This window comes from Pseudomonas sp. R1-1, assembly GCF_051132135.1.
GTDB lineage: Bacteria > Pseudomonadota > Gammaproteobacteria > Pseudomonadales > Pseudomonadaceae > Aquipseudomonas.
In genome coordinates, this window is the sequence record NZ_CP071663.1 from 825556 (window position 1) to 841280 (window position 15725).

Sequence of the window (15725 nt, forward strand, 5' to 3'; positions counted from 1 at the left end):
TCTGCGCCGTGGTTTTCGACAATCAGTGCAAGGCTTGTTCAGCTTTCTGAATCGCCGCGAATTCTTCTTCCGGCGTGCCCGCTACCAAGTGATGCCGACTGTAGAAGGCAAAGTAAGCAATTAACACTCCATAGATGATGGCGGCGCCGATCACCACCCGTGGATCGACGAGGAACCCCGCCACCACGGCGATGCACGCCAGCACCAGCGCCACGCCCGAAGTGAAAATACCGCCCGGCGTGCGATACGGCCGATCCATTTTGGGGCGGCGGATGCGCAGCGTGATGTGCGCGGCCATCATCAGCACATAGGAAATGGTCGCGCCGAACACCGCCACCAGAATCAGCAGGTCGCCTTGACCGGTCAACGACAGCCCGAAGCCGATAATTCCGGGAATCACCAGCGCCAGCACCGGCGCCTTGCTCTTGTTGGTCTGCGACAATTTGCGCGGCAGGTAACCGGCCCGCGACAACGCAAAGATCTGCCGCGAGTAGGCGTAGATGATCGAGAAGAAACTGGCGATCAGCCCGGCCAGGCCGACGAGGTTGACGAAGCTGCCCATCCAGGTCGAGCCGCCATAGGCTTTGCTCAAGGCTTCGACCAGCGGATTGCCGGAGGTCAGCAGCGAATTGGCGCCAGCGCCACCGGGGCCGACGATCAGAATCAGCAGGGCGAACATCAACAGCACCAGCATCGCGCCGATCAGGCCACGCGGCAGGTCGCGCTTGGGATTTTTGGTTTCTTCAGCCGCCAGCGGCACGCCTTCGACGGCGAGGAAAAACCAGATCGCATAGGGAATCGCTGCCCACACGCCGACATAGCCGAACGGCAGGAACGGGCTGGCGCCGGCCGCGGCGGTAACCGGGATGTCGAGCAGGTTGGCGACATCGAAGTGCGGCACCATCGCCACCAGAAACACTCCCAGTGCCAACGCGGCGACAGCGGTGATGATGAACATCAGCTTGAGCGCTTCGCCTACGCCGAAAATATGGATGGCGATAAAGATGATGTAGAAAGCCAGATAGATCACCCAGCCGCCGATGCCGAACAGCGACTCGCAGTAGGCGCCGATGAACACCGCGATGGCGGCGGGCGCGATTGCATATTCGATGAGGATTGCGGTGCCAGTGAGAAATCCGCCCCACGGCCCGAACGCGCTGCGGGCAAAGCCGTAACCGCCGCCGGCGGTGGGGATCATCGAGGACAGTTCGGCGAGGGAGAAGCACATGCACAGGTACATGGTCGCCATCAGCAGCGTGGCGAGAAACATGCCGCCCCAGCCACCCTGGGCGAGGCCGAAGTTCCAGCCGGCGTAGTCGCCGGAAATCACGTAAGCAACGCCCAGGCCCACCAGCAGGACCCAGCCGGCGGCGCCTTTTTTCAATTCGCGTTGTTGGAAGTAGTCGGTGCCGACTTTTTCGAAGTCGACGGAGGAGCCGGTCGCCGGAGCGCCAGCCGGGGATTCGCTTGGCATAGGGTTCACCTTTCTTATTGTTTTATTGCCCCGGCGGTATCGCCAGGAACCTGATCGTTCCTTTGCTGCGCGTGGGAACGATCAGTGCCGCAGAGTTAGAAAAAGCCCAACGGATTGATGTCGTAGCTCACCAGCAGGTTCTTGGTCTGCTGATAATGGTCGAGCATCATCTTGTGCGTCTCACGGCCGACACCGGACTTTTTGTAACCACCGAACGCGGCATGCGCCGGGTACAGGTGGTAGCAGTTGGTCCACACGCGACCGGCCTTGATCGCCCGGCCCATGCGGTAGGCGCGGTTGATGTCGCGGGTCCACAGACCGGCGCCGAGGCCGAACTCGGTGTCGTTGGCGATCGCCAGAGCTTCGGCTTCGTCCTTGAAGGTGGTGATGCTCACCACCGGGCCGAAGATTTCTTCCTGGAACACGCGCATCTTGTTGGTGCCCTTGAGCAGGGTCGGCTGGATGTAGTAACCGGTGGCCAGGCTGCCTTCGAGTTTTTCCACTTTGCCGCCCGTCAGCAGCTCGGCGCCTTCGCCCTTGGCGATTTCCAGGTAGGACAAAATCTTGTCGAATTGCTGCTCGGATGCCTGGGCACCGACCATGGTGTCGGTGTCGAGCGGGTCGCCGCGTTTGATCTGGCTGACTTTCTTCATCACGGCCTGCATGAATTCGTCGTAGATCGATTCCTGTACTAGCGCGCGCGACGGGCAGGTGCACACTTCGCCCTGGTTGAAGAACGCCAGCACCAGACCTTCAGCGGCTTTTTCGATGAAGCTCGGCTCGGCCTGCATGATGTCTTCGAAGAAGATGTTCGGTGATTTGCCGCCCAGTTCCACGGTGGACGGAATGATGTTTTCCGCTGCGCATTTCATGATGTGCGAACCGACCGGGGTCGAGCCGGTGAAGGCGATCTTGGCGATGCGCTTGCTGGTCGCCAGTGCTTCGCCGGCCTCTTTGCCGAAGCCTTGCACGACGTTGAGCACGCCCGGCGGCAGCAAGTCACCGATCAACTCCATCAGCACGCAGATGCCCAGCGGCGTTTGCTCGGCGGGCTTGAGTACCACGCAGTTACCGGCGGCCAGCGCAGGCGCCAGTTTCCACGCGGCCATCAACAGCGGGAAGTTCCACGGGATGATCTGGCCGACCACGCCCAGCGGTTCATGAATGTGATAGGCCACGGTGTTGCCGTCGATTTCCGCGGCGCTGCCTTCCTGCGCGCGCAGGCAACCGGCGAAGTAGCGGAAGTGGTCGGCGGCCAGCGGAATGTCGGCGTTGAGGGTTTCGCGGATGGCTTTGCCGTTGTCCCAGGTTTCGGTGATCGCCAGCAATTCGAGGTTGGCTTCGATGCGGTCGGCGATTTTCAGCAGGATCAGCGAGCGCGCCTGCACCGAAGTCGCGCCCCAGGCATCGGCGGCGGCATGGGCAGCGTCCAGCGCCTTGTCGATGTCTTCGGCGGTGGAGCGGGGGAATTCGGCAATCGGCTGGCCATTCACTGGCGAGGTATTGGTGAAGTACTGACCTTTGACCGGCGCGACGAACTCGCCGCCGATGTAGTTACCGTACTTGCTCTTGAACGAGACCTTGGCGCCGTCAGTACCGGGGTGAGCGTAACGCATGATGATGTTCTCCTTGGCTTTGTACTTATTAGAGAAACGCGCAAGTGCGCTTGCTATAAGCGTAGAGCAAGGGCCGGGCCATTGCCGCGCAGGTCAGGCAAATCAGGGCGTTGCACGGTTTGTCTCGGACGAGCGGGTCGATGCTGTGAGGGTTTCGGTACAGCTGCGGTGACGATTTGTACCGTTTCTGGCACAGCCCGTGGCCGGGCGGTCTTGCCAGCATTGCAATGCGCCGGTGCCTGGAGGATGCTGGGCGTCACCTCAGCATTGGGCCGCCGCGCCTCGGGGAGAACAATAAGAAATGCACGACAACCATTTGAGTCGCCATGCCCGCCAGGTCCTCACCGCCACCCAGGGCAAGCCGCATTTGCACGGCCCCGGTGCCGACCCGTCGATCGCCCGCTCCTGGCTGCGGTGTCTGCAGGACTATCACCTCGACCCGGCCCTGAGCATGGCCCCGACCGTGCTCGAACACGGGCGTGTGCTGGAAAGCCGCGAACGTCTGCAGCAAGTGCTGCAAATTGCCGGGACGGAAATGAGCAGCCTGCATCAACAGCTTTCCGGCGCCGGCCACGCGGTGCTGTTGACCGATGCGCGGGGGGTGATCCTCAACTGCGTCGCCGCGCCGGCCGAACGCAAGATTTTCGAACGCGCCGGCCTCTGGCTCGGCGCCGACTGGAGTGAAGCCTGCGAAGGCACCAACGGCATCGGCACTTGCCTGGTCGAGCGCCAGGCGCTGACCATTCATCAGGACGAACACTTTCGCGGCCGCCACACCGGCCTGACTTGTTCGGCAAGCCCGGTGTTCGATCCGCATGGCGAACTGCTCGCTGTGCTCGATGTGTCTTCGGCGCGCCACGAGGTTTCGCGCCAGAGCCAGTTCCACACCATGACGCTGGTCAATCTGTCGGCGAAGATGATCGAGAGTTGCTACTTCCTGCGCTGCTTCGATAACCAGTGGTTGTTGCGCTTTCATCTGCAGGCCGAGTCGGTCGGGCTGTTCAGCGAAGGCTTGCTGGCGTTCGATGGGGAAGGGCGGATCAGCGCAGTCAACCAGAGTGCGCTGAACCTGCTTGGGCATATGCGCGGCGGCTTGCTGGGCAAACCGGTGGAAGCGTTTTTCGATTGCTCGCTGGATGAGCTGCTCGTTCGCGCCAGCGCCAATGCCAGCGCCAGTTGGCCGCTGCGCACCCGCGATGGGCGGCATCTGTTTGCCGTCCTGCGCGGCGAATCACGCAAACCGCTGCCGATCCCGGCCCCGGCGAAGATCATCGAAGCGCCGCGCCTGCCCGGCATCTGCCTCGGTGACGAGGCGTTGCAAGCCAGTTTCCGCAAAGCCCTGCGCGTGTTCGAACGTGATGTGCCGCTGCTGATCAACGGCGAAACCGGCACCGGCAAGGAAGCCTTCGCCAAGGCTGTGCATCAGGCCAGTCAGCGCTCGGGCAAAGCCTTCGTCGCGCTCAATTGCGCGGCGATCCCGGAGAGCCTGATCGAGAGCGAACTGTTTGGCTATCGCGGCGGCAGCTTCACCGGCGCACGCAAGGACGGCATGCGTGGCAAGTTGCAGCAGGCCGATGGCGGCACCCTGTTTCTCGATGAAATTGGCGACATGCCGCTGGCTCTGCAGACCCGTTTGCTGCGGGTGCTGGAAGATCGCCAGGTGGTGCCGCTCGGCGGTGAACCAGAGACGGTCAATGTGCGGATCATCAGTGCCACCCACCGCAATCTGCTCGAGCGGGTCGAGGACGGCAGTTTTCGCGAGGATTTGTATTACCGCATGAACGGGCTGGAAGTGGCGTTGCCGGCATTGCGTGAGCGCAGTGACAAGGCGCAGTTGCTGGATTTTCTGTTGGCCGAAGAGGCGGGCGGTGAGGCGATTGTGATTGAAGAGCCGGCGCGTCAGGCGTTGCTGGCGTTCGACTGGCCCGGCAATGTCCGGCAGTTGCGCAATGTGCTGCGGACGTTAGCGGCGTTGTGTGATGAGGGCCGGGTCGGGGTGGAGGATTTGCCGGGGATGATTCGGCAGGTGCGGCCGGTGGTTGTGGCGCAGGACTCTTGCGAGCGACCGCTGGAAGATGCCGAGCGTTCTGCGTTGCTTAATGCGTTAGAGCAGACCCGCTGGCACATGACCCGTACCGCGGAACAGCTGGGCGTGAGTCGAAATACGCTTTATAGAAAGCTGCGCAAGCATGGGATTGAGCGGCGTGTCAGTTAAATGCCCCTCACCCTAGCCCTCTCCCAGAGGGAGAGGGACTGATCGAGGTGTTCTGGCGATTTACGTGGACCTGAATAATCGAGCCGAACTTGATCGTTCCCACGTTCTGCGTGGTAACGCCTCCCCGGACGCTCTGCGTCCGCTTTGGGACGCAGAGCGTCCCGAGCTGCATTCCTTTGCTGCGCGTGGGAACGATCAACCCGAGATGTAGCGGCCTGCGCGCGCGCAGACTTCACCTAAAGAGTGCCATTTCCCCCTCCCTACGCTAACCTGCGGCCATGTTTTACGAGGTCGACTATGCACATTCATATTCTGGGTATCTGCGGGACTTTCATGGGCTCGATGGCGGTGTTGGCCAAAGAGCTGGGCCATCATGTGACCGGCTCCGACGCCAACGTCTATCCACCGATGAGCACACAGCTCGAAGCCCAGGGCATTCAGCTGACTCAGGGCTACGACCCGGCGCAGCTCGATCCGGCGCCGGATCTGGTGGTGATCGGCAATGCCATGTCCCGTGGCAACCCGGCCGTGGAATACGTGCTGAACAAAGGCCTGCCGTACGTCTCCGGCCCGCAGTGGCTGGCTGATCATGTGCTGCAAGGTCGTTGGGTGCTGGCGGTTGCCGGTACCCACGGCAAGACCACCACCAGCAGCATGCTCGCCTGGGTGCTGGAACACGCCGGCATGAGCCCGGGTTTCCTGATTGGCGGTGTACCGCAGAACTTCTCGGTGTCGGCGCGGCTGGGCGGTACGCCGTTCTTCGTGATCGAGGCCGATGAATACGACAGCGCGTTCTTCGACAAGCGTTCGAAGTTCGTCCATTACCGCCCGCGTACGGCCATTCTCAACAATCTGGAATTCGATCACGCCGATATCTTCCCGGATCTGCCAGCGATCGAGCGGCAATTCCATCACTTGGTCCGCACCATCCCGAGCGAAGGTCTGGTTATTCACCCGACCACCGAGCCGGCGTTGCAGCGGGTGATCGAGATGGGTTGCTGGACCCCGGTGCAAACCACCGGTGCCGGCGGTCAGTGGCAGGTCAAACTGCTCAGCGAAGACGGTTCGGCGTTCGAAGTGATGTTCGAAGGCGTGTCGCAAGGCACCGTTGAATGGGAGCTGACCGGCCAGCACAACGTCGCCAATGCCTTGGCGGCGCTGGCAGCAGCGCGGCATGTCGGCGTGGTGCCGTCAATGGGCATTGCCGGTCTCAGCGCATTCAAGAACGTCAAACGCCGCATGGAAAAAGTCGCGGAAGTCCGCGGCATCACCATTTACGACGACTTTGCCCACCACCCGACAGCCATCGCCACCACCCTTGATGGCCTGCGCAAGCGCATTGGCGACGCGCCGCTGATCGCGATCATCGAGCCGCGCTCCAATTCGATGAAGCTCGGCGCGCACCGTGACGGTTTGCCGGACAGCGTGGTCGATGCCGATCAGGTGATCTGGTACGCCCCGGCCAATCTTGGCTGGGACCTGGCCGCGACTGCCGCGCTGTGCACGGTGCCGTCGATTGTCAGCGATTCGCTGGAAGGCATCATTGAACGCGTGAAGAGCCAGGCCCAGCCGGGCACGCATGTGGTGATCATGAGTAACGGTGGCTTCGGTGGTCTGCACGGCAAACTCGCCGAGGCGCTGCAATGAACGGTTACTCGCAGGCCGGTGGCCCGGAACGCATCACGCTGGCGATGACCGGCGCGTCCGGCGCGCAGTACGGTTTGCGTCTGCTCGATTGTCTGGTGCGTGAAGATCGCGAAGTGCACTTTCTGATTTCCAAGGCTGCGCAACTGGTGATGGCCACCGAAACCGACGTGTCGTTGCCGGCCAAGCCACAGATGATGCAGGCGTTTCTCACCGAATACACCGGCGCAGCCGCCGGACAGATTCGCGTGTACGGCAAGGAAGACTGGATGTCGCCGGTGGCCTCGGGCTCCGGTGCGCCGGCGGCAATGGTCGTGGTGCCGTGCTCGACCGGCACGCTGTCGGCCATTGCGACCGGCGCGTGCAACAACCTGATCGAGCGCGCCGCCGACGTCACGTTGAAAGAGCGCCGCCAGTTGATTCTGGTGCCGCGCGAGGCGCCGTATTCGAGCATTCATCTGGAACACATGCTCAAGCTGTCGAACATGGGCGTGACGATTCTGCCGGCGTCGCCGGGTTTCTACCATCAGCCGCAGACCATCGATGACCTCATCGATTTCGTCGTAGCACGCATTCTCAATCTGCTTGGTATCCCGCAAGACATGCTGCCGCGGTGGGGCGAGCATCATCTGAGCAGCGATGAATAAGCTGCTGGCGCTGGTGCTGGCCGTGCAACTGACCGGCTGCGCCACAGCGCGGACGCTGGACGCGGCGAAACCCGGCGCGCCGGTGGTGTATTCCGGTACGCGACTGGATTGGTATGCGCTCAATGGTGGCTGTTGTGCGAAAGACCGCTTCGGCGCCGAGGCGCCGAGCTATCCCGGGGTGGACCTGCCGGCCAGTGCGCTGCTCGATACACTGTTGTTGCCGTTGTCGTTGCTCACTGTGATTGGCGTGGGTTTTCAGGCGACGGGCGGATTGTAGGGAGTGCTGCGCACTCCATCGCCAGCAGGCTGGCTCCCACAGGTTTCCTGGTTGCCCACAAAAGGTGGGTTCACTGAGAATCAGTGTGGGAGCCAGCCTGCTGGCGATAGCGATTTCCGGTTATTTACCCAATTTCCTCAGCTCATCCGACTCGATCACCCGCACCCCATCCTGCTCTTCCAGCGCCAGCCGCCACATCGCTCGCGCCAACTGGCAGGCTTCGATGCCGCGGTACTTGCCCGGAATCAGCTTCGACAGTGGCCCGGCCAGTTGCTCGGCCAGACGCGGCTCGACTCGCTCACCCAGCAACAATGAAGGCCGGCAGATGGTCAGTTGCGGCCAGTCCTGCGCGCGCAGTGCCTGCTCCATTTCGCCCTTGACCCGGTTGTAGAACACCGAGGATTTCGGATCCGCGCCAATCGCGCTGATCACGATCAGATGCCGCGCGCCCATCTCCCGCGCGCGTTTGGCGAACGCCACGACCATGTCCAGATCCACCGCGCGAAAGGCTTCTTCCGAGCCCGCCTGCTTGATGGTGGTGCCGAGACAGCAATAGGCGATATCGACGCGCCCGCTCAGTTGCGGCAGAAACACCTGCGGATCGCCGACCGGGTTTTCCAGGTGCGGATGTTCCGCCAGGGGGCGACGCGAAGGGGCGAGCACGCGTGAAATCGTCGGTTCGTTGAGCAGGCGATCGAGTAGATGTTCACCGGTCAGTCCGGTGGCTCCGGCAAGCAATACGTGCTGAGGCGTCAAGTACATAGTGTCTCTCCCTTGATACTGTTCAGCTTAGTTGCCTTTTGTCGCCCCGTCGTTCAACGCAGCACTTTGCAACGCTTTACGGGCCTGCTGTTTGCGCAGCAGTTGCCAGTGCGACAACACGGTTTTCGGCGCCCAGATCTGCGGCTCCGAAGCCTCGAAACCATCCGCCAGCTCGCGCTCGGCGACGGTGGCCCTGGCCAGTTTGAAAGCCTGCTCCAGATCATCGGTCTGGTTCAGCGCCTGGGCGAACAGCGCGTCACCAAAGTAGGTGAAATTGGCTTCTTCGGAACAGCCAAACGACACCCGGTCGGCGCGCGAGGCGGTCATGATCAGGGTGCGTTCGTCCTTCAGCGCTGGAATGAAACCGCCGGAGTAGCACGACGAAATAACGATGATCTTGTCACGGTGCTTCAGCGGCGCCAGCACCGCGGCGAGTTCGTCGGCGGGCAGGTCGGCCAGCTCCATGCGTGGCTGATCGAGCACCAGTTCATGCTCGGCGGTGCCGTGGCTGGTCAGGTAAATGAACAGCAAGTCTTCCGGGCCACTGCGTTCGGCCAAGGCTTGCGCGGCCCGGCGCAGGTTTTCGCGGGTGGCCATCGGCCGGTCGCCGAGGTGGTCGCGGTGGTTGACCAGACGAATCTGGCCGAACGCACCAAAACGCGTATTGAGCATATTGGCGACGAAGTCGGACTCGCGCAGAAACACACTTTGCTTGCCATCGCCGCCGAGGGTCAGGGTGTACAGCTCCACGGCCGGAGTCGAGGCGGGAATTGCCGTCAGTGCTTCGTCGAGCAAACGACCTTGGGCGAGCAGACCGAGTTCAAGGGTATCGGGCAGCAGTTTGCCGTCGGCGTCGCGCACGCGCTGGCCGTTGATCCAGGTGCCGCTGAGCACGCTGCCATCGGTCAGTACCAGGGTGCCGCGCCCCGAATAGCTGTCGTTGTCGAAACCGCCGATGTAGAAGCTGCCGTCAGAGAGGTTCAAGCGGCCCTGGCCGGTGAAACGCCAATCATTGAATACGCCGATGTAATGGCTGCCGTCGGCGCCGATCAGTTCGCCCTTGCCGGTCAGCGCGCCTTCCTTGAACTGGCCGAGCCAGACATCGCCGTCGGCGTTTTCGTAGCGGCCCTTGCCGTGCAATTGATTGTTTTTGAACCCGCCGACATAGATGTCGCCATCGGCGCTGTTGAAGGTGCCGTTGCCTTCGAGTTGGCCGTTGACGAAATGCCCGGTGAACGAGTTGCCGCTGGCATCGCCGCGCTGGCCTTCACCGTTGGGTTTGCCGTGGGCGAACTGGCCCTGATAGGAGCTGCCGTCCTCCATTTCCAGACGGCCGAGCCCGGAATACTGGTCGGCACGGAATTCGCCACGGTAGGTCATGCCGTTTTCTTTCAGCGTGCCTTCGCCGTCGCGCCGGCCCTGTTTGAAGCCGCCGGTGTAGCTGCTGGCGTTGGTGGTCAGGCTGCCCTGACCGTCGAACAGCCCCTGCGCAAACTGGCCGCGATAGACCTCGCCGTTGCTGCCGTGCCATTCGCCCTGACCATGCCACTGGCCCTTGTCGAACTGCCCGGCGTACCAGCTGCCATTGGGGTAGTCGACGCGGCCCTGGCCTTGCAGCAAGCCATCGACCAGTTCGCCGCGATAGCGTCCGCCGTCCGGCAGGCGTGCATCCGGCGGCAACAGCGATTCGCCGTCGCCGCAAGCGGTGAGCATCAGGGTCAAGGCAAGGGGTGCAAGACAAGCAAGTGAGCGCATAGCGGGATCCGGGCAATTAGGCGACCGAGTATGCCGCAGCTATGCGTCGCATATATAGAGAGGTGACGCGAAACAGCGTGCGCTGCTTCGCATCCGGAACGATCAGACGAAGCAGAGCGACAAGGGTTCGGCAATATAGGCCGGTTTCTCCGAGCCCTCTATCTCGAGGGTTGCGATAGCCTTGAGCAACCACTGGCCGGGTTTTTTCTCGGTCACTTCAACCAGATCGACCTTCAATCGGACTTTCGAGTCGACCTTCACCGGCTGAATGAAACGCACGCTGTCCAGGCCATAGTTGACCACCATCTTCACGCCTTCCGGCAATACCAGAATGTCTTCCATCAGTTTCGGCATCAGCGACAGCGACAGGAAACCGTGGGCGATGGTGCTGCCAAAGGGCGTTTGCGCGGCTTTGGCCGGGTCGACGTGAATGAACTGATAATCACCGGTGGCTTCGGCAAACAGGTTGATGCGTTCCTGATCGATGGTGAGCCATTCGGAACGTCCGAGTTCCTTGCCGACATGATCTTTGAGCTCTGCAACGGGAACATAGGGCATTGAGACTCTCCTTGGGTTCATCGGTTTTATAGTTTTTCAGGTGGGGGATTTGACCGCCCTGCGAACCACTGTAGATCATCACGGCGATTTGCTGCGGTCAACCGACCATGCTTTTGGCGAATGCCGATCCATAGCGCAGGCGTGCTTATAATGCAGGCGACTTGCGCGGAGAGATGTCTGATGTTGCTACGTGGCCTGACCCTGCTGGTGCTGTTTCAATTGCTCGGCACGGCGCTTAATCATTTGCTGTTGCCGGTGCTGCCGGGGCCGATCATCGGTCTGCTGCTGTTGCTGGCGTTCCTGATCATTCGCGGTGAAGTCGGTGAGCCGCTGAACCTGGCGGCGGGCAGTCTGCTGCGTTATCTGCCGTTGCTGCTGGTGCCGCCAGCCGTGGGTGTGATGGTTTACGCCGCAGCGATTGCTGCGGATTTCTGGGCGATCGTCGGCGCGCTGGTGCTGTCGCTGATCCTGTCGATGGCCTTTGCCGGTGTGCTGATGCAGCGCCTGGTCAAACGCCACGCGCCGCCGGCGGAGGAGTCCTGATGCTGTTCGATTGGCAAGGTGCCTGGGCGTCGGTCATTCATCATCCGCTGTTCGGCATCGGCATCACCCTCGGTGCCTATCAACTGGTGCTGGCAGCGTTCGAGAAAACCCGCTGGATCTTTCTGCAGCCGGTGCTGGTCTCCATGTTGCTGGTGATCGGTGTGCTGGTCGGTTGTGGCGTGACGTACGCCGAGTACCGCAAGAGCACCGAGATCCTGAGCATCCTGCTCGGCCCGGCGACGGTGGCGCTGGCGGTGCCGCTGTATCTGAATTTGCGGCGCATTCGGCAATTGTTCTGGCCGATTTTTACTACGCTGGTGATAGGCGGGGTGGTGGCGACTGGCATGGGCGTGGCGCTGGGCTGGTGGTTTGGCGCCGAGCACATGATTCTGATGACCATGGCACCGAAGTCGGTGACCTCGCCGATTGCCATGCTGGTGGCCGAGCAGATCGGTGGCGTCGCGGCGCTGGCGGCGGTGTTCGTACTGATCACCGGGGTGATCGGGGCGATCTTCGGCCCGGCGCTGCTGACCCGTCTCGGTGTGCACAGCCCGGAGGCACGCGGCATGGCGCTGGGCATGACCGCTCACGCGGTCGGCACGTCGGTCGCGTTGCAGGAGAGTGATGAGTGCGGCGCCTTCGCGGCGCTTGCGATGAGTCTGATGGGCGTGGCCACGGCGGTGTTCCTGCCGTTGGCGGTGTCGATGGTGGTGTAAGGAAATGTCTATGAGTCTGCCGCTTTTCCCGCTGAACACGGTGCTGTTCCCCGGCTGCAACCTCGATTTGCAGATCTTCGAGGCGCGCTACCTCGACATGATCGGCCGCTGCATGAAACAGGGCGTCGGCTTCGGCGTGGTGTGCATCCTGGAAGGCAGCGAAGTCGGCGTCGCGCCGCAAGGGTTTGCCCTGGTCGGTTGCGAGGCACGCGTCACCGACTTTCAGCAACAGGACAATGGCCTGCTCGGTATTCGCGTGCAGGGCGGCCGCCGCTTCACGGTATTGCGCACCGAAGTGCAGCACGATCAGCTGATCCTGGCCGACGTCGAATGGCTCGACGACGAGCCCGAACAACCGCTGCAGGACGAAGACGCCGATCTGGTCGCGCTGCTCAAGGCGCTGGCCGAACACCCGATGGTCGAAGCGCTCGACATGGGCGCCGACGCTGCCGGTCAGCAATCGCTGGCCAATCAACTGGCCTATCTGTTGCCGTTCGCTGAAGAAGACAAGATCGACCTGCTGCAACTCGACGATCCCCAGCAGCGGCTGGACGCGATCCAGGCCTTGCTCGATGAGTTGCAAGGCGAGTTGTTCGCCTAGTTGTTCATCTGGTTGTACTTTGAATCAACTGATCGCGTTTGCCAGCATTGTCGCACTGATGACTTTGTCTTACTTTCAAGTGGCCCGCAGGACGCGGGTAATTTGAATAAGAACAAGGAAGAAGTCATGACTGTATATGAAGATGAATGGGCATTCTGGGACGATATTGCCGGCAAGTATATTTTGAAACATGCCGAGACCGACCATAACGTCAACAATGTGATTGAAGCTGCATCGACATATGCCGATCGCATGGTCATTGCCCGACGTAAACGAAAATCGGCAAAAGTACCCGAAGGGGATATCCCTCGGATGGCTGCATCCGCCTCGACCCTAGTGGCATCCGCGGCTGTTTGAAGACTTTTCCTTTTTCGATATTGCCTGTCGTGGGTATATAGCCGACGGCAGGATGCCTACAGGTGCAAACCATGTCCATAACCAAAGTCAACAGCAAAACATTCAATGCGCATCTTTATCTGAACGGCCGGCCGGTGGTGCTCAATCAACAGCGTCTGCAAAAGGCCCTTGGCCAACAGCGCATAACCAAGAGCGAGCAACTGGAAGCCGAGGTGGGGCTGGCGGATACGCGTGTCGCCAGCTTCATTACGCTGGCCGATCATGAAGACGACGAACCGCTGTTACTGAAGCTCGTCCCGCAGGGTGACAACTATGAGATCTCACTGGTGCATACGGGAGCGTTTGCCAATGCGCGCTTTTACATAGAGGCCCTAACGCATAATCTCTTAGCCAGCACCAGTGCCGCCGCGCAGCACTTTTCCATCATTACGTACGGCGTACCCAAAGCTTCGCTGGGCGACTTCGAGGCGGGCCCGGCCCATCTTGAGTTGAGCAGCAAAGCGCTAGACAGTAAATCCAGAAGCAAGCCTGTTTACCACCACGTAAGCAGCGGCTTGGATACCTTTGTGAATGAAGATCCCAACCCTACCGGGCACAACGCTTTCAATAACAAACCGGCGACGTTCGTGATCAAAGTGGTTCGATAGTCATAGGCTTCACATCAGTAAAAAACGCGCCATTCATCATGGAATGAATGGCGCTTTATCTCACGTTCGGTAATGTTCGGCCACTGGCCAGGTTATGTCATTGGAACGAGTATCTTGACCTTTGGGCAGCTTCAATACGACACCACCAGAACGGGCAATTTTATCTATCAGTCCGTCATAGGCATTATTGCCGTATCGATCATAATCATTTGTCCCTGACCAGGTGGCTTTCTCGATAGCTTCGGCTCTGTCACCGGCCTGCAGAAAAACATCCTCTACTCTCGCCGCCCGGCTCAGATCTGAACTCACCAGCCAGATCCGCTCGGCACTGATACCACGCGTCGGCATCGATATCCGGCCCTCAAGCGTATCGCCGTCGAAATCCTTGTTGTTCAGATAAATGTTTTCCACGCGTGGGACTACTTCGATGCTGCGGGTGTCGATGACATACAGAAAACCAAGGTTCTGGTTGCGCCGTAGCAAGGGGTAATCACGCGACTCGTCCATCTCGAAGGACGTGTCGGACTCTTCGCCTGAACTGTGTCGGAATCCACTGGAAGAATCGCTATCGGAGAAATGTCCCGGGTAACGGTTGGCCTGGCTGTTGTAATGCCGAGGGTTGGAGTAATAATCGAAGCCCATGTAGGACAAGGCGTTGGCCACACCGAAGGTTGAACTGAATGCCCGTTTGGTCGTTGAGTCAGACGGATTGCCGCGCAATTTCACCAGGCGTTTGTCTCGCGCCAGTTCAAAAGGCGTTCGCAAGTCGGCGCGGAACATTGCCGGAATGTCTGTCCGGTAGAGGTAATCGTGCTGGTTGCGCTTGTATCCCGCGTATTCCAGATAACTGTTGAGGAAGTCTGATTCATAGCGCTGGGAGAGGGGAGGCAAATCGTGCTCCTGGAACTCGCCTTCTTCTCTCAGTTTGAGAGTGAAGGGTCCAAGCTCCTGTGCAATATGCTCAAACCTCGTAACGTCCGACTCGCTCAGGGTCAAGCGCTTGTGCTGTTCGGCCCACTCAGGAAACGAACCATGTTCCATTTCCAGACGCAGGCGATTCTGTTGAGCAATGCTCAAATTGTAGCTGCGCAAGATCTCCGTTCGTTCCTGTCGGGATTTATCCGGGTACGGCCATCGCAATGAGTCGGTCAGATACTTGTGAATGTCTGGTTCGTGAAAGCGTGTAGCCCAATCGGGCGCTCTTCCGGCTGCTTCGGCTTCGATGCGGAATACCAGGGCCCGCGCGCCCTCCAGGCGGTAAGTACTCCAGATTTCGCCATCGCTCCAGTGCGCCAGCTTCACGGGTATCGTGCTGTCTGCGCGTGCTTCATTCGGGTCGACGCGTATCAGACCGCCATTTTCGTCGACAAACGCCAGACCCGCATTTCTGTCCACAATCTGCCGTTCATACCATTTGCCGTGCTCGCCCGAGTATTCGATCAGCCTGATTTTATCCACTGAATAATATCCGCGGCTGTCGGCGATATGAGACTGGGTGTACTGCTTGGGATCATAGTATTCAAACGGCTTGTGCAGACTCCAGGTATTGCTCTCGCCGATTCGATAGAGCGGTGGTCCCGAAGCCTCTCGCTCGGTCGATAGCCTGGCCCGGTAGACCTTCATCATTTCGTGATACACGACCATCACTGTCTGCATGGCGGTTGTTGCGTCGTCGCTGACATCAGCAAACTTTCTGCCTTTGTAGCTCCGCAGCCCTTCAGCATCGTAAGCGGAGAGTCCGCTCAAGGCGTTTTGTCGATAGCGTTCCAGAGGGGAAAAGGGGACTGGCGCGAGTGGTTCGACGATTTCGCTCATTCGTGTGACCGTCACTGCAGTCTCTGCCTGCAGTGCTTCGTCGGTCCTCCCGTCGGCGCTGCGCCGCGGCGGCTCGTCGAGAGCGCCCGAACGCGGCC

At 60.5% G+C, this 15725-nt stretch carries 15 protein-coding genes; 9 read left to right on the plus strand and 6 right to left on the minus strand.

The genetic code is table 11. The annotated features are described in order from the left end of the window. Positions 1 to 22: 22 nt before the first annotated feature. Both eat and exaC read right to left on the minus strand, forming a co-directional pair. On the minus strand, positions 23 to 1474 hold the full coding sequence (eat, locus tag J3P75_RS03870) for an ethanolamine permease (protein WP_206415582.1): 1452 nt from the start codon (positions 1472 to 1474) through the stop codon (positions 23 to 25). 95 nt (positions 1475 to 1569) lie between these two features. Then, entirely contained in the window at positions 1570 to 3090 is a 1521-nt protein-coding gene (gene exaC, locus J3P75_RS03875) for an acetaldehyde dehydrogenase ExaC (RefSeq protein ID WP_090286659.1), read from the minus strand. Positions 3091 to 3391: 301 nt separating this feature from the next. Here exaC and J3P75_RS03880 point away from each other — a divergent pair, with 301 nt between their 5' ends. The 4 genes from J3P75_RS03880 (at position 3392) to J3P75_RS03895 (ending at position 7873) form a co-directional block, all read left to right on the plus strand. Continuing rightward, a complete protein-coding gene (locus J3P75_RS03880; RefSeq protein WP_434709382.1) occupies positions 3392 to 5305 on the plus strand; it encodes a sigma-54-dependent Fis family transcriptional regulator in 1914 nt (637 codons plus the stop codon). Positions 5306 to 5602: 297 nt separating this feature from the next. After that, positions 5603 to 6952 (plus strand): UDP-N-acetylmuramate:L-alanyl-gamma-D-glutamyl-meso-diaminopimelate ligase, encoded by a 1350-nt coding sequence (mpl, locus tag J3P75_RS03885; protein ID WP_064364045.1) that lies wholly within the window; start codon positions 5603 to 5605, stop codon positions 6950 to 6952. Then, positions 6949 to 7596, plus strand: a complete 648-nt coding sequence (gene ubiX / locus J3P75_RS03890) for a flavin prenyltransferase UbiX (RefSeq protein ID WP_258447890.1) — start codon at positions 6949 to 6951, stop codon at positions 7594 to 7596. Before mpl ends, ubiX begins: the two co-directional genes overlap by 4 nt. Further along, the gene (locus J3P75_RS03895) at positions 7589 to 7873 is read left to right on the plus strand and encodes a YceK/YidQ family lipoprotein (protein WP_434595203.1); all 285 of its coding nucleotides are present in this window, start codon (positions 7589 to 7591) and stop codon (positions 7871 to 7873) included. The genes ubiX and J3P75_RS03895 overlap by 8 nt, the downstream gene beginning before the upstream one ends. A gap of 120 nt (positions 7874 to 7993) precedes the next feature. On the opposite strand, the gene J3P75_RS03900 is transcribed toward J3P75_RS03895, so the two are convergent. From J3P75_RS03900 to J3P75_RS03910, 3 genes are all read right to left on the minus strand, one after another. After that, positions 7994 to 8635 (minus strand): oxidoreductase, encoded by a 642-nt coding sequence (locus J3P75_RS03900; RefSeq protein ID WP_394507890.1) that lies wholly within the window; start codon positions 8633 to 8635, stop codon positions 7994 to 7996. 27 nt (positions 8636 to 8662) lie between these two features. Continuing rightward, entirely contained in the window at positions 8663 to 10390 is a 1728-nt protein-coding gene (locus J3P75_RS03905) for a C13 family peptidase (RefSeq protein WP_434709383.1), read from the minus strand. Positions 10391 to 10492: 102 nt separating this feature from the next. Then, positions 10493 to 10948, minus strand: a complete 456-nt coding sequence (locus J3P75_RS03910; protein WP_434709384.1) for a MaoC family dehydratase — start codon at positions 10946 to 10948, stop codon at positions 10493 to 10495. A 180-nt stretch (positions 10949 to 11128) separates the two neighbouring features. Here J3P75_RS03910 and J3P75_RS03915 point away from each other — a divergent pair, with 180 nt between their 5' ends. The 5 genes from J3P75_RS03915 (at position 11129) to J3P75_RS03935 (ending at position 13812) form a co-directional block, all read left to right on the plus strand. Then, positions 11129 to 11491, plus strand: coding sequence for a CidA/LrgA family protein (locus J3P75_RS03915; protein WP_336356074.1), 363 nt, complete (start codon positions 11129 to 11131; stop codon positions 11489 to 11491). Beyond that, positions 11491 to 12207 (plus strand): LrgB family protein, encoded by a 717-nt coding sequence (locus tag J3P75_RS03920; protein ID WP_093097985.1) that lies wholly within the window; start codon positions 11491 to 11493, stop codon positions 12205 to 12207. The genes J3P75_RS03915 and J3P75_RS03920 overlap by 1 nt, the downstream gene beginning before the upstream one ends. A 10-nt stretch (positions 12208 to 12217) precedes the next feature. Further along, complete coding sequence (locus J3P75_RS03925; protein ID WP_434709385.1) at positions 12218 to 12808, plus strand: LON peptidase substrate-binding domain-containing protein; 591 nt, start codon at positions 12218 to 12220, stop codon at positions 12806 to 12808. Between the two features lie 126 nt (positions 12809 to 12934). Then, positions 12935 to 13165, plus strand: a complete 231-nt coding sequence (locus tag J3P75_RS03930) for a hypothetical protein (RefSeq protein WP_434709386.1) — start codon at positions 12935 to 12937, stop codon at positions 13163 to 13165. A gap of 71 nt (positions 13166 to 13236) precedes the next feature. Then, positions 13237 to 13812 (plus strand): hypothetical protein, encoded by a 576-nt coding sequence (locus J3P75_RS03935; RefSeq protein ID WP_434709387.1) that lies wholly within the window; start codon positions 13237 to 13239, stop codon positions 13810 to 13812. Positions 13813 to 13872: 60 nt separating this feature from the next. Here the strand turns inward: J3P75_RS03935 and J3P75_RS03940 are convergent, their stop codons facing one another. Further along, positions 13873 to 15627: a hypothetical protein gene (locus J3P75_RS03940; protein ID WP_434709388.1), complete on the minus strand. Its 1755-nt coding sequence runs from the start codon at positions 15625 to 15627 to the stop codon at positions 13873 to 13875. Positions 15628 to 15725 lie beyond the last annotated feature (98 nt).